The sequence below is a fragment of the Mesorhizobium sp. Primo-A genome, from assembly GCF_003997175.1.
GTDB classification, from domain to species: Bacteria; Pseudomonadota; Alphaproteobacteria; order Rhizobiales; family Rhizobiaceae; genus Mesorhizobium; species Mesorhizobium ciceri.
On the sequence record NZ_RZTG01000005.1, the window covers coordinates 26439 to 38854 of the forward strand.

The window sequence follows — 12416 nt, forward strand, 5'->3', positions numbered from 1 at the left end:
GGGAGCCTCATCATCTCAGACGACCAAAAACCCGCGGGAGCGATCCTGCGGGTTTTTGTTGTGGCCTCGATCAGGGCAAGATCCCCGTATGTTTGCCGGCGATGCTTAAGCCGTCGAAACCCAAGCCGGTAGATGAGATACCGGCGCATTTACCGCATGCAAGAGATCGGCTTGTTGACGCGTCGACATGGCATTGCTCAACAAAAAACCCGCGGGATCGCTCCCGCGGGTTGTTTCGGGCTGAAGCCTAGATCAGCCGTGCGCGAGCACGGCCAGCAGCAGGAGCGCGACGATGTTGGTGATCTTGATCGCCGGGTTGACGGCGGGGCCAGCGGTGTCCTTGTAGGGATCGCCGACCGTGTCACCGGTCACCGAAGCCTTATGCGCCTCGGAACCCTTGAGATGCTTGACGCCGTCCTTGTCGACAAAGCCGTCTTCGAAGGACTTCTTGGCGTTGTCCCAGGCGCCGCCGCCAGAGGTCATCGAGATAGCGACGAACAGGCCGTTGACGATGACGCCGAGCAGCGAGGCACCCAGCGCTGCAAAGGCAGACGCCTTCGAGCCCGAGATGAGCAGCACGCCGAAATAGACGACGAGCGGCGCCAGCACCGGCAGCAGCGACGGGATGATCATTTCCCTGATTGCCGCCTTGGTCAGAAGGTCGACCGCGCGGGCGTAGTTCGGCTTCGAGGTGCCGGCCATGATGCCCGGATCCTCGCGGAACTGCTTGCGCACCTCCTCGACGATGGCGCCCGCCGCACGGCCGACGGCCGTCATGGCGATGCCGCCGAACAGATACGGGATCAGCCCGCCGAAGATCAGGCCGGCGACGACGTATGGGTTGGAGAGATCGAAGGAGATCTCGCCCATGCCCTGGAAGTAGGGATATTTGTCGCCATTGGCGGCGAAGAACTTCAGGTCGTTCGAGTACGCGGCAAACAGCACCAATGCGCCGAGACCAGCGGAGCCGATGGCGTAGCCCTTGGTCACCGCCTTGGTGGTGTTGCCGACCGCGTCGAGCGCGTCGGTGGAGTGGCGCACTTCCTTGGGCAGGCCGGCCATTTCGGCGATGCCGCCGGCATTGTCGGTGACCGGGCCGAAGGCATCGAGCGCAACGATCATGCCGGCAAGGCCGAGCATCGTCGTGACCGCGATCGCCGTACCGAAGAGGCCGGCAAGCTGATAGGTCGAGATGATGCCGCCGACGATGACGATCGCCGGCAGCGCCGTCGATTCCAGCGAGACCGCGAGGCCCTGGATGACGTTGGTGCCGTGACCGGTGACCGACGCCTGGGCGATGGAATTGACCGGGCGCTTGTTGGTGCCGGTGTAGTATTCGGTGATGACCACGATGAGACCGGTCACCACGAGGCCGATCAGGCCGCAGATGAACAGGTTCTTGCCGGTGATGACCATGCCGGCGACCGTGCCGACCTCACCCCAGCCGAGCGTCACCTGGGTGGCGACGCCGAGGCCGACGATGGACAGCAGGCCAGTGACGATCAGGCCCTTGTAGAGTGCGCCCATGATCGAGCCGTTGGAACCGAGCTTGACGAAGAAGGTGCCGACGATCGAGGTCAGGATGCAGGCGCCGCAGATGGCGAGCGGATAAAGCATGGCCGCACCCAACACGGCGGTGCCGCCAAAGAAGATGGCAGCCAGAACCATGGTGGCGACGACAGTCACCGCATAGGTTTCGAACAGGTCAGCGGCCATGCCGGCGCAGTCGCCGACATTGTCGCCGACATTGTCGGCGATCGTGGCCGGGTTGCGCGGATCGTCTTCGGGAATACCGGCTTCGACCTTGCCGACGAGATCGCCACCGACGTCGGCGCCTTTGGTGAAGATGCCGCCGCCGAGACGAGCGAAGATCGAGATCAGCGATGCGCCGAAGCCGAGCGAGACCAGCGAGTCGATGACGATGCGGTCATTGGGCTGGAGGCCCATGAAGTGGGTCAGGATGAGGTAGTAGATCGACACGCCGAGCAAGGCGAGGCCAGCAACCAGCATGCCGGTGATGGCGCCCGATTTGAACGCGATGTCGAGGCCGGCAGCGAGACTGTTCGATGCGGCCTGCGCCGTGCGAACGTTGGCGCGAACGGAGACATGCATGCCGATGAAGCCGGCGGCGCCTGAAAGCACCGCTCCGATCAGGAAGCCGATCGCGGCGGTGATGGACAGCAACCACCAGGCGAGCACGAGGACGACGACGCCAACGATGGCGATGGTGGTGTACTGACGCGCCAGATAGGCTTGTGCGCCCTCGCGGATAGCCGCGGAGATTTCCTGCATGCGTGCATTGCCCTGATCGGCCGCAAGGACCGAACGTGTCGCCCAGATGGCGTAAAGGATTGAAAGCAGGCCGCAGGCGATGACGGCGGAAATAATTGTCATTGCCGGATTTTCCTCGATTGATGGCCCAAAAGAACCCCTCCCTGGGCCGTTGAGACAAAGACCGGATTCCGAGCACGGAATCCGCCTCTTCGCAGCGGTGTATGCGAAACAGGGCTGCGAACGTCAAGATATTGTTCGGTTTTTGCCCGGCTTTCGCCCAAATGGTTGGGACCAGGCGGCGGCTGCCGTCAGCACCCTGCGATTAGATCGATTGAAATTAGCCCTGACGCAGGGCGTGGCTACTCTGCCTCCCGGCCCATCCGGCGCGCCGTGTAGCGCTCTATGGCCGACAGGCCGTCATAGATCAGCACGGCAAGGGCTGCCACGATCAGGCCGCCCTGCAGGATGAAGGCGAGATTGTTGGATAACAACCCGGCGATGATCACTTCGCCCAGCGTTTTGGCTGCCACGGTCGAACCGATGGTCGCCGTGGCAAGGCTGATCACCACCGACAGCCTGATGCCGCCGAGAATGATCGGGGCGCTGAGCGGCAGCTCGACCTTGGTGAGCCTTTGCCAACCGGTCATGCCGGCGCCGCGCGCCGCCTCGACGACGTTGGCAGGTAGCGTCGTCAGGCCGGTCAGCGCGTTCTCGAAGATCGGCAGCAGGCCATAGAGAAACAGCGCGATCAGTGTCGGCTTCTCGCCGAAGCCGACGGCCGGCACGGCGAGTGCCAGCACCGCCACGGGCGGAAAGGTCTGGCCGATGTTGACCAGGCTGCGCGACAGCGGCAGGAATTCGGCGCCGGCGGGCCTGGTGACCAGGATGGCAAGCGCCACCGCAACGATGGTTGCTGCCACGGTGGCGATCAGAACCGTGCGCAAATGCAGCAATGTCAGCGTCAGCAGGCTGCCCTGGTTGTAGATCACCGGCGCATTGTTTTCGGTCAGCGGCTTCAGCAGCGGCACGAACCAGCCGGGATTGGTGACGAAGGCAACGAGCAGCATCACCAGGGCAAGTCTGAGCAGCGATGGAAGCCAGGCCTTCATGCGGGCCTCGCCGCGCGCTTCACCAGCCCGTCGACGGTGACGCGGCCAAGCGGCTTGCCATCGGCGCCTTTGACCGGCAGCGCCGGCCGGCCCGTCCACAACAATTCGGCCAGCGCGTCACGCTGGCTGGCGTCGCCGGGGATCGCCTCGCCTTCGGCGGAGCCCTTCTCCACGGCATCGCGGACCCGACCGAGCGACAGCAGCCGGAACGGCCTTTCGCTGGCGCCGACCAGGGTCTCGACGAAGGCGCTTGCCGGCTTTGCCAGGATCTCGGCGGGCTTGGCGTATTGCACCAGCTTGCCGGCATCCATGACCGCGATCTTGTCGCCCATATGCACGGCCTCTTCCATGTCGTGGGTGACCAGGATGATGGTGGTGCCGAAGCGCTTCTGGATCGCCAGCAGATCTTCCTGCGCCTTGTTGCGGATGATCGGGTCGAGGGCGCCGAACGGTTCGTCCATCAACAGCACGTTGGGCTCGGCGGCGAGCGCGCGGGCAACGCCGACGCGCTGTTGCTGGCCGCCGGACAGTTCGTGCGGATAGCGCGGCCCGAAGGCTTCGGGGTCAAGCTGATAGAGCGTCATCAGTTCGTCGACCCGGGCCTTGATGCGGTCCTTGTCCCAACCGAGCAGCACCGGCACGGTGGCAATGTTCTGCGCCACCGTGCGATGCGGGAACAGGCCGTGGCCCTGGATGGCGTAGCCGATGCTGCGGCGCAGCTCATAGCCGGGCAGCGAACGATTGTCGGCGCCGTCGAGCTTGATGATGCCCGAGGTCGGCTCGACCAGCCGGTTGATCATGCGCAGCAGCGTCGTCTTGCCGGACCCGGACGTGCCGACAATGACGGCGATGGTGCGCGGCTCGATGACCATCGACACGTCATCGACCACGGTCGTCGCGTCATAGCGCTTGGTAATGCCTTCGATCTCGATCATGCCGTTTCAACCCTGCGCCTGGTGGCGGTCATTTCGATCACCGCATCGAGGATGATGGCGGCGGCAAAGGCGAGCGCGACCGTTGGCACCGCGCCGAGCAGCACAAGGTCCATCGCCGTCTGGCCCACACCCTGGAAGACGAATACGCCGAAACCGCCGCCGCCGATCAGCGCGGCAATGGTGGCGAGGCCGATGTTCTGCACCAAGACGATGCGAATGCCGGTCAGGATCACTGGAAAGGCCAGTGGGAACTCGACGCCGAACAGGCGCTGCCTGTCGGTCATGCCCATGCCGCGCGCGGCGTCGTTGGCCGCGCGCGGCACGCCAGCGAGACCGACCACGGTGTTGGCCACCACCGGCAGCAGCGAATAAAGGAACAGCGCGACGAAGGCGGGTGCGGTGCCGATGCCGCGAATGCCGAGCGCGGCAGCCCCCGGCACATGCGTGGCCACCCAGCCGAGCGGCGCGATCAGCAGGCCGAACAGCGCGATCGAGGGAATGGTCTGGATGATGTTGAGCACGTTGAGAACCCCGGCGCGCAGACTTTCGACACGATGGCAGAGAATGCCCAGCGGCAGGCCGACGACCACTGCCGCAAGCAGCGACCCTAGCGCCAGCGTTACATGCTTGGAGCCCTCCGCCCAGAAACTGTCGGCGCGGTTGAAATATTCCTTCAGGATCGACAGATTGTCCCAGCTTCCCGAAATCAACAGCAGCCCGATCGCCAAAGCCGAGACCGCAAGCACGCCAACTCGTGCCAATGGCGACAGGTCCAGCCGTGTCAGCACATCGGCGAGCAAAAGCGTGAAGGCAAAGATCAGAATCCAGAAACCGGAGGCTGGCGAAACTCTCGCAAAGGTGTTGCCCTCCGGCGTGAGGAATGTTCCGGCGACGCCGATCAGCAGCGCGAGCGCGGCAAGCGCCACCACGCTGGCGGCAAGGCGCAGCGAAAGCGGTGTCTTGAACAGCGCGATGAGTGCTGCGGCGACGATCATGACGAGCAGCAGCGTCCCGGTGGTTGCCGGCAGCGCCTCGAGAATCGAGCGCGCCTGGCCGGGGACGATGCGGTTGGCACGGAACGTGGCAAAGGGCGCGGCAAAAGCCGCGTAGGCTGATATAGCGGCGATGACCACGCCGAGCTTGTCGAAGCGGATGTTCACGCCCTCCCCCGTCAGTCGATCCGGCGCGCCACGAAAGCGGCGCGCCGGAATCGTCCTACTTCAGGAAGCCGTTCTTCTTCAAAAAGTCCTCGGCGACGCCCTTGACCGGCTCGCCGCCGACCTGCACGCGACCATTCAGCTCCTGCAGCGTGACGAGGTCGAGCTTGGCGAAGACCGGCTTCAGCAGCGTCTCGATCTCGGGATGTTGCTTCAGCACCGCTTCGCGGATGATCGGCGCCGGCTGGTAGACCGGCTGCACGCCCTTGTCGTCGTCGAGCACGACGAGCCCGGACGGTGCGATGCCGCCATCGGTGCCGTAGACCATGGCCGCATTGGCGCCGTTGGTCTGGTTGGCGGCCGCGGCGATGGTTGCCGCGGTGTCGCCGCCTGAGAGAGTGATCAGTTGGTCCGGCTTCAGCGTGAAGCCATAGGTGGTCTGGAAGGCCGGCAGTGCAGCCGCCGAATTGACGAACTCGGCAGAAGCCGCCAGCACCACCTGACCGCCGCCCGCGACATATTTGCCGAAGTCGGTGAGCGTGGCGAGCTTGTTGGTCTCGGCGACTTCCTTGCGCAGCGCAATCGCCCAGGTGTTGTTTGCGGGCGACGGCGACAGCCAGACGATCTTGTTGGCGTCGTAGTCGAGCTTCTTGGCCGTTTCATAGGCCTTGGCGGCATCCTTCCAGACCGGGTCGTCGGCCTTCTCGAAGAAGAAGGCGGCGTTGCCGGTGTATTCGGGATAGATGTCGATCTCGCCAGCGGTGATCGCCTTGCGCACCACCGGCGTGCCGCCGAGCTGGATGCGGTCCGATGTCTTGATGTTGTTGGCGTTGAGGACGAGCTGGATGATGTTGCCGAGCACGCCGCCCTCGGTGTCGATCTTCGAAGAGACAACCACCTGGGCATTGGCGGAAGCCACCGTGATGCCGAGCGCCAATGCCGCGCCGGCCAGAAACTTGACTGAAAACATTGTGGAACCCCTAGCTATGAACCGAAACGCGATGACCGCATATGAGCATGGCTTCAACGGCCAGTCGGGGCACACGGTTTCATAACAAGGGGGATCAGCGCAATATTTTTGTTCGGAAGGCCGATTTTGAGGCGACGCTGGCGATCTGCTGCCATCTGGCGGATAATGCCATAGGGTGCGGGTGGCAAACACGGAGAGCGTGTCATGGCCATACACAAAGTCGGCTACCTCATCGGAAGTCTTGCCCGGGAATCCATCAACCGCAAGCTCGCGAAGGCGCTCGTTCAACTGGCTCCTCCGGAACTTGAAATGACGGAAATCGCCTTCAGGGATCTGCCTCTTTACAGCTACGATTATGATGCGGATTTCCCGCCGGTCGCCCGGGATTTCAAAAAGGCGATCGCGTCCGTTCAGGCCGTCCTGTTCGTTACCCCGGAGTACAACCGCTCGATCCCTGGCGGATTAAAGAACGCGATCGACTGGGCGAGCCGCCCCTATGGAAAGAATTCATTCGCGCGCAAACCGTCCGCCGTCATCGGAACATCGCCGGGCGCCATCGCAACCGCTGTCGCCCAACAAAGCCTGCGCAGCGTTCTGAGCTTCTGCAACTCACCCCAGATGAATGCGCCGGAAGCCTATATCCAGTTCACGCCGGGACTGATAACGGACGACGGCGAAGTGACGGTCGAATCCACCGAGGACTTCCTGCGCAACTACATGGCTGAGTTCCATATGTTCATAGCGAGGGTGCTTCAGGTGTTGCCGCCGGACGCATAGGTTTGGCGTCAAGCCGGGCGCGCGCTCGTCACCTTCAGCGCGCCCAGCGCCACGAAGCACAGGACGGTGACCGGAAAGACTATCCAGTTCAGCATCTCCCAGCCCCAGGCGTTGTAGACCATGCCCGACATCAGTGAGGCGCAGGCGACGGAGCCGAACAGGACGAAGTCGTGGAAGCCTTGCACCTTGCCCTTTTCCGACGGCCGGTAGGTGGAGGCCACCATTGCGGTCGCGCCAATGAAGCCGAAGTTCCAACCAAGGCCCAGCAGGATCAGCGACGTCCAGAACTGCCACAGCGCCAGGCCCGACAGAGCGACAATGGCGCAGCCGATGAGCAGGATCAGGCCGGTGGTCACAATGCGTTCGGCGCCGAAGCGATGGATCAGCGAGCCGGTGAAGAAGCTTGGCGCAAACATCGCCATGACGTGCCAGGAGATGCCGAGCGTCGCGTCGGTCTCCGACAGTCCGCAGCCGACCATGGCCAGCGGTGCGCCCGTCATGACGAAGCTCATCAGCGCGTAGCTGCCGACCGCACAGAAAAGCGCGGCGACGAAACGCGGCTGCGTGACGATTTCAGCCAGTGGTCTGGCGTCGCTGTCGGCGATCTCCACCTTGCCGGATGCTTTCGCCGGCAGCCGCAGGAAGGACAGGATGATGGCGCCGACGGCGGCCAGCGGCAGGATGGACACGAACGAACCGGCAAACATGACCGGCGCCAGCGATTCGCGGGTGAAGATGACAATCTGCGGCCCGAGGATAGCGGTGACGATGCCGCCGGCCAGCACGAAGGAGATGGCGCGCGCCTTGAATTCCGGCGGTGCGTTGTCAGCGGCGGCGAAGCGGAACTGCTGGACGAAGGCGCCGCCGACACCGATCGTGAGCAAGCCAAAGGCAAACAGCCAGAAGCTCCCTTGAAAAAGCGCAAGCGTGGCGATCAGGCCGCCAAGCGCCGTGACGATCGTTCCGGTCATGAAGCCGCCGCGCTGGCCCATTCTGCGGATGATGGCCGCTGCGGGCAGCGCGCCGAGCGCCACGCCGATGTTGAAGCCGGTGATCGGCGCTGTCGCCAATGATTTGTCGGGGCCAAGCAGATATTGCCCGGCCAGCGCGCCCACGGAGATGGCGATGGGGGCCGCCGAGCCGATGATCGCCTGCGATGCGGCCAGGATCAGCGCCGTGCGGCGCGCCTCGCTGCCTGCCTCGACGGCGATTGCCGTCATGATGCGTCCTTGCCGCGCCCCTCGCCACGCACCCGGCGTGACACACGGTCGAGCACGGCATTGACCAGCTTCGGCTCGTCTTCCTCGTAGAAGGCCTTGGCGATGTCGACATATTCGGAGACTATGACGGCGACCGGGACATCCTCGCGCTTCATCAGTTCGTAGACACCGGCGCGCAGGATGGCGCGCAGCGTCGAATCGAGCCGCGACAGCGGCCAGTCCTCGGTCAGCGCCTGGCGGATGATCGGATCGATGGTCTTCTGGTTCTCGACGACACCCGCCAGGATAGCGCGAAACCATTGCGCATCGGCCTCGCGATAGAGCGCGCCGTCGACTTCCTTGCCAAGGCGAAACGCCTCGTACTCGGCGGTGATCTCGAAGACACCGCTGCCGGCGACATCCATCTGATAGAGCGCCTGCACGGCGGCCAGACGGGCAGCGCCGCGCTTGTTGGCGTGGCGCATCGCGGGCTGCCCGGGCGAAGCGGGTTCGCTCACGATCGCGCTCCCAATTGTTCCTTGAGGGCAATCATGGTCAGCGCCGCACGCGCGGCAAAGCCGCCCTTGTCGCCTTCCGAGCGCTTGGCGCGAGTCCAGGCCTGGGCGTCATTCTCGGTGGTGAGGATGCCGTTGCCGATGCAGACCGAGTCCTGCACGCTCAAATCCATGAGCGCGCGGCTGGATTCATTGGCGACAATGTCGAAATGATAGGTGTCGCCGCGGATGACGGTGCCGAGCGCGACAAAGCCATCATAATGTGTGCCGCCTTCCGTCGCGCCGTCCAGTGCAAAGGTGATCACCGCGGGGATCTCCAGCGAACCTGGAACGGTGACGACGTCATAAGTCGCGCCCGCCTCATCGAGCGCGCTTGTCGCGCCATCGAGCAGCGCGTCGGCAAGGTCGTCGTGAAAGCGCGCTTCGACAATGAGCAGATGCGCCTTCGCCTTCGGACGAATGAAGGCTTTGCCGTGTTGGGATGTCCCAGCCATAAAAGTCTCCGGGGAGTTGCCGGTGACTTAGGCCGAAGCCGGGTTCATCGCAAGCGGAAGATTGCTGGATGGACTCCTGTCCTATCGATCCTCTCGCGTATGCCACAGGCGCAACACAGAAATTGTCGTGTTCTGTATCTCGTAACGAATTTCGTAGCTGCCTACCAAAATGCGACGCACTTCTCGTGGTTCGAACTCTTCCAGTCTCTCACCGATGCGCGGATATTCGACCAACCGTGCCGGCGCGGCAGTAAGCGACTGCACGGCACGTGCGGCCGCCGGGCCATTTGCTAGCACGAGAAAATCATGTAGCCGGACCAAGTCGGACAAAGCCTTGTTGGTCCATTTCAACTCCATCAACGAGGCACCGGCAGTGGCTTGTCGGTACCAAGACTCTCAGCCCACGCCTGCACGGCCTGGTGATCGATGACCCGTCCTGCGTCGACATCGGCCATTGCTTCAAGCGTGAGCCGTCGGCGCTCCTCCTCCAAATCCACCCACGCGGAAAGAGCTTGTTTGACGATCCAGCCGCGTGGGCGCTCAAGGCGGGCAGCCAGTTGATCTACCTTTTCAGCCAGCGGCAGCGGAACGTGAGCGGTGATTACTTTTGTATCCATCAGAGCCTCACAATCAGATTTAATCATAGCGATTAAAACTGATTAAGTCGAGTGCAGCAGCACTTAAAGCCCCTCTTTCGTCGCCTCGACCAGCCGCGCCGCATAACGCGCCATGGTGTCGATCTCGAGATTAACGCGGTCACCGACCTTGCGCTCACCCCAGGTGGTCACGGTCAGCGAATGGTGGATCAAAAGCACGTCGAAGCGCGCGCCTTCGACCTTGTTGACGGTGAGCGAGGTGCCGTCGAGCGCGACCGATCCCTTGGGCGCAATGAACTTCGCCAGGTCGCGCGGCGCCTCCAGCGTGAAGCGCACGGCATCGCCCTCATCCTTGCGCTCGATGATCTCGGCCATGCCGTCGACATGGCCCGAAACGATGTGGCCGCCGAGTTCGTCGCCGATCTTCAGCGCCCGCTCCAGGTTGACCTTGGTGCCGGATTTCCAGCCCGAGGCCGTGGTCAGCCGCAAGGCTTCCTCCCATGCTTCAACCTCGAACCAGCGTGCATTCGAGGCGCTGTCGGGCAAGGCCGTGACTGTCAGGCAGACGCCGCCGCAGGAGATCGAGGCGCCGATGGCGATGGTCTGCGGGTCATAGGCTGTGTCGATGCGCAGCCCCGCCCCTTCCCTGAGCGGCTTGACGGACGCGACAGTGCCGACATCGGTGACAATTCCGGTAAACATCGGTGTTGATCCCTAGAGGTCTCTTGTCCACTCGGCGTAGCTGTCTTCGCCGAAACGCATGTCGCGCAATTTGCGAAATCCTGCCGGGATATGGTCGGCGTCGATCGGCGATGCAATGCCGTCGTCGCCGATTGCATCCGGTCCCTGGAACAGCACGATGCGGTCGACCAGCCCGTCGGCCAGGAAAGCGCTCGCCACCCTGGCGCCGCCCTCGACCAGCACGCTGGCCATGCCGAGCGCGGCCAGATCCTCGAGTAGTTCCGGCAAGGCTACGCCGCCCTCGTGCGTCTCGGTGCCGATGAAGCGCACGCCGGCGCGTTCGAGTGCTGCCCGCCGCAGCGGATCGGCCTCCAGGCAAGCGGCGATATAGAGCGGTACCCGGTCGACGCCCGAAACCAGCTTCGAGGCCTCCGGCAACCTGAGCTGGCGGTCGAGCACGATGCGGGCAGGCGAACGGTTCTCAAGCCCCGGCAAACGCACCGTCAGGGCCGGATCATCCTCAAGGGCGGTGCCGATACCAACCAGTATGGCGTCCGCCTCAGCCCGCATCAGATACACTTCTCGGCGCGCGATATCGCCGGTGATCGACACCTGCCCGTCACCTTCCCTGCCGATCTTGCCGTCGCTGGAAAGCGCAAGCTTGAGAATCACTTCCGGGCGTTTTCTCAACGATCGAATCAAATAGCCGGCCATCTGCTCGGCAGCTTCCGCCGCCAGCACCTTCTCGACCACCTCGACACCGGCCGCGCGCAGGATCGCATAACCCTTGCCGGACACGCGCGAATCGGGATCGCTGGCGGCACCGACGACCCGCGCAACGCCGGCATTGACCAGCGCATTGGCGCAAGGCGGCGTGCGGCCGTGGTGGGCGCAAGGTTCCAGCGTGACGTAGGCGGTGGCGCCGCGCGCGAGGTCGCCGGCCTCGGCCAAGGCCTCGGTCTCGGCATGCGGACGGCCGCCGACAGCGGTGACGCCGGTGCCGACGATCATCGGACCATTGCCGTCATCGCGTACGATCAGCGTACCGACAGACGGGTTGGTCGCGGTGCGCCCGGCATTTTTTCGCGACAGTCTGAGTGCCGCCGCCATGAAGCGGCGATCAAGGGCGGCCTGTTCGCTTGCAGTCATGCTCAGCTGGCTTCCTCTTCACCCTTGACTTCGTCGCCCTTGAGCTCGCCCAGCAATTCATGGAAATCCTTGGCCTCGCGAAAATTGCGGTAGACCGAGGCGAAACGGACATAGGCGACATCGTCGAGCGACTTCAGCGCTTCCATGACCAGGCGACCGACTTCTCCCGAAGCAACCTCCGTCTCGCCGGAACTTTCGAGCTGGCGCACGATGCCTGTCACCGCGCGGTCGATGCGTTCGGGATCGACATTGCGCTTGCGCACGGCGATCTCCACCGAGCGCAACAGCTTGTCGCGGTCGAAGGGCACTTTGCGGCCCGATTTCTTGACCACGACGAGGTCGCGCAACTGCACGCGTTCGAAGGTGGTGAAACGGCCGCCGCAATCGGGGCAGACGCGCCGCCTGCGGATCGCCGCGCCATCCTCGGCGGGGCGAGAATCCTTCACCTGCGTATCTTCCGACTGGCAATAGGGACAGCGCATGGAGAAGCCTTTGGTTGGCGAATCTGGTGAAGCGAAAGGCTTAGAGGTTTTTGCAGCGATGGCAAAGTGTCGCCAACA

The 12416-nt window shown here is 63.7% G+C and carries 14 protein-coding genes; 1 reads left to right on the forward strand and 13 read right to left on the reverse strand.

What is annotated here, in order from left to right; genetic code table 11:
* Positions 1–252: 252 nt before the first annotated feature.
* The 5 genes from EOC83_RS10755 to EOC83_RS10775 all read right to left on the reverse strand — a co-directional run bounded on the left by EOC83_RS10755 (position 253) and on the right by EOC83_RS10775 (position 6445).
* The gene (locus EOC83_RS10755) at positions 253–2394 is read right to left on the reverse strand and encodes a sodium-translocating pyrophosphatase (protein ID WP_013532237.1); all 2142 of its coding nucleotides are present in this window, start codon (positions 2392–2394) and stop codon (positions 253–255) included.
* A 239-nt stretch (positions 2395–2633) separates the two neighbouring features.
* Positions 2634–3383: an ABC transporter permease gene (locus tag EOC83_RS10760; RefSeq protein WP_013532238.1), complete on the reverse strand. Its 750-nt coding sequence runs from the start codon at positions 3381–3383 to the stop codon at positions 2634–2636.
* Positions 3380–4318: an ABC transporter ATP-binding protein gene (locus EOC83_RS10765; RefSeq protein WP_013532239.1), complete on the reverse strand. Its 939-nt coding sequence runs from the start codon at positions 4316–4318 to the stop codon at positions 3380–3382. Before EOC83_RS10765 ends, EOC83_RS10760 begins: the two co-directional genes overlap by 4 nt.
* Positions 4315–5478, reverse strand: a complete 1164-nt coding sequence (locus EOC83_RS10770; protein WP_063167768.1) for an ABC transporter permease — start codon at positions 5476–5478, stop codon at positions 4315–4317. Before EOC83_RS10770 ends, EOC83_RS10765 begins: the two co-directional genes overlap by 4 nt.
* A 55-nt stretch (positions 5479–5533) precedes the next feature.
* Complete coding sequence (locus EOC83_RS10775; RefSeq protein ID WP_013532241.1) at positions 5534–6445, reverse strand: ABC transporter substrate-binding protein; 912 nt, start codon at positions 6443–6445, stop codon at positions 5534–5536.
* 204 nt (positions 6446–6649) lie between these two features.
* Between EOC83_RS10775 and EOC83_RS10780 the strand changes: the two genes are divergently transcribed.
* The gene (locus tag EOC83_RS10780) at positions 6650–7222 is read left to right on the forward strand and encodes an NADPH-dependent FMN reductase (protein WP_013532242.1); all 573 of its coding nucleotides are present in this window, start codon (positions 6650–6652) and stop codon (positions 7220–7222) included.
* An 8-nt stretch (positions 7223–7230) separates the two neighbouring features.
* Here EOC83_RS10780 and EOC83_RS10785 read toward each other — a convergent pair whose 3' ends face one another.
* The 8 genes from EOC83_RS10785 to nrdR all read right to left on the reverse strand — a co-directional run bounded on the left by EOC83_RS10785 (position 7231) and on the right by nrdR (position 12338).
* The gene (locus EOC83_RS10785; protein ID WP_063167767.1) at positions 7231–8442 is read right to left on the reverse strand and encodes an MFS transporter; all 1212 of its coding nucleotides are present in this window, start codon (positions 8440–8442) and stop codon (positions 7231–7233) included.
* A complete protein-coding gene (nusB, locus tag EOC83_RS10790) occupies positions 8439–8939 on the reverse strand; it encodes a transcription antitermination factor NusB (RefSeq protein WP_013532244.1) in 501 nt (166 codons plus the stop codon). Before nusB ends, EOC83_RS10785 begins: the two co-directional genes overlap by 4 nt.
* Complete coding sequence (gene ribH, locus EOC83_RS10795; RefSeq protein ID WP_063167766.1) at positions 8936–9430, reverse strand: 6,7-dimethyl-8-ribityllumazine synthase; 495 nt, start codon at positions 9428–9430, stop codon at positions 8936–8938. The genes nusB and ribH overlap by 4 nt, the downstream gene beginning before the upstream one ends.
* Before the next feature lie 81 nt (positions 9431–9511).
* Positions 9512–9787 (reverse strand): type II toxin-antitoxin system RelE/ParE family toxin, encoded by a 276-nt coding sequence (locus EOC83_RS10800; RefSeq protein WP_013532246.1) that lies wholly within the window; start codon positions 9785–9787, stop codon positions 9512–9514.
* Positions 9787–10047, reverse strand: coding sequence for a ribbon-helix-helix domain-containing protein (locus EOC83_RS10805; protein ID WP_013532247.1), 261 nt, complete (start codon positions 10045–10047; stop codon positions 9787–9789). The genes EOC83_RS10800 and EOC83_RS10805 overlap by 1 nt, the downstream gene beginning before the upstream one ends.
* 63 nt (positions 10048–10110) lie before the next feature.
* Positions 10111–10728 carry a riboflavin synthase gene (locus tag EOC83_RS10810; protein WP_063167765.1) on the reverse strand — a complete coding sequence of 206 codons (618 nt, stop codon included), beginning with the start codon at positions 10726–10728 and terminating at the stop codon, positions 10111–10113.
* Between the two features lie 12 nt (positions 10729–10740).
* On the reverse strand, positions 10741–11856 hold the full coding sequence (gene ribD / locus EOC83_RS10815; protein ID WP_063167764.1) for a bifunctional diaminohydroxyphosphoribosylaminopyrimidine deaminase/5-amino-6-(5-phosphoribosylamino)uracil reductase RibD: 1116 nt from the start codon (positions 11854–11856) through the stop codon (positions 10741–10743).
* A gap of 2 nt (positions 11857–11858) precedes the next feature.
* Positions 11859–12338 (reverse strand): transcriptional regulator NrdR, encoded by a 480-nt coding sequence (gene nrdR, locus EOC83_RS10820; RefSeq protein WP_013532250.1) that lies wholly within the window; start codon positions 12336–12338, stop codon positions 11859–11861.
* Positions 12339–12416 lie beyond the last annotated feature (78 nt).

Excerpts from the sequence above, each read along its gene's own strand:
- EOC83_RS10755 (WP_013532237.1), bottom strand. The coding sequence starts at position 2,394 with ATGACAATTATTTCCGCCGTCATCGCCTGCGGCCTGCTTTCAATCCTT.
- EOC83_RS10760 (WP_013532238.1), bottom strand. The coding sequence starts at position 3,383 with ATGAAGGCCTGGCTTCCATCGCTGCTCAGACTTGCCCTGGTGATGCTG.
- EOC83_RS10765 (WP_013532239.1), bottom strand. The coding sequence starts at position 4,318 with ATGATCGAGATCGAAGGCATTACCAAGCGCTATGACGCGACGACCGTG.
- EOC83_RS10775 (WP_013532241.1), bottom strand. The coding sequence starts at position 6,445 with ATGTTTTCAGTCAAGTTTCTGGCCGGCGCGGCATTGGCGCTCGGCATC.
- EOC83_RS10780 (WP_013532242.1), top strand. The coding sequence starts at position 6,650 with ATGGCCATACACAAAGTCGGCTACCTCATCGGAAGTCTTGCCCGGGAA.
- EOC83_RS10785 (WP_063167767.1), bottom strand. The coding sequence starts at position 8,442 with ATGACGGCAATCGCCGTCGAGGCAGGCAGCGAGGCGCGCCGCACGGCG.
- ribH (WP_063167766.1), bottom strand. The coding sequence starts at position 9,430 with ATGGCTGGGACATCCCAACACGGCAAAGCCTTCATTCGTCCGAAGGCG.
- EOC83_RS10800 (WP_013532246.1), bottom strand. The coding sequence starts at position 9,787 with ATGGAGTTGAAATGGACCAACAAGGCTTTGTCCGACTTGGTCCGGCTA.
- EOC83_RS10805 (WP_013532247.1), bottom strand. The coding sequence starts at position 10,047 with ATGGATACAAAAGTAATCACCGCTCACGTTCCGCTGCCGCTGGCTGAA.
- EOC83_RS10810 (WP_063167765.1), bottom strand. The coding sequence starts at position 10,728 with ATGTTTACCGGAATTGTCACCGATGTCGGCACTGTCGCGTCCGTCAAG.
- ribD (WP_063167764.1), bottom strand. The coding sequence starts at position 11,856 with ATGACTGCAAGCGAACAGGCCGCCCTTGATCGCCGCTTCATGGCGGCG.
- nrdR (WP_013532250.1), bottom strand. The coding sequence starts at position 12,338 with ATGCGCTGTCCCTATTGCCAGTCGGAAGATACGCAGGTGAAGGATTCT.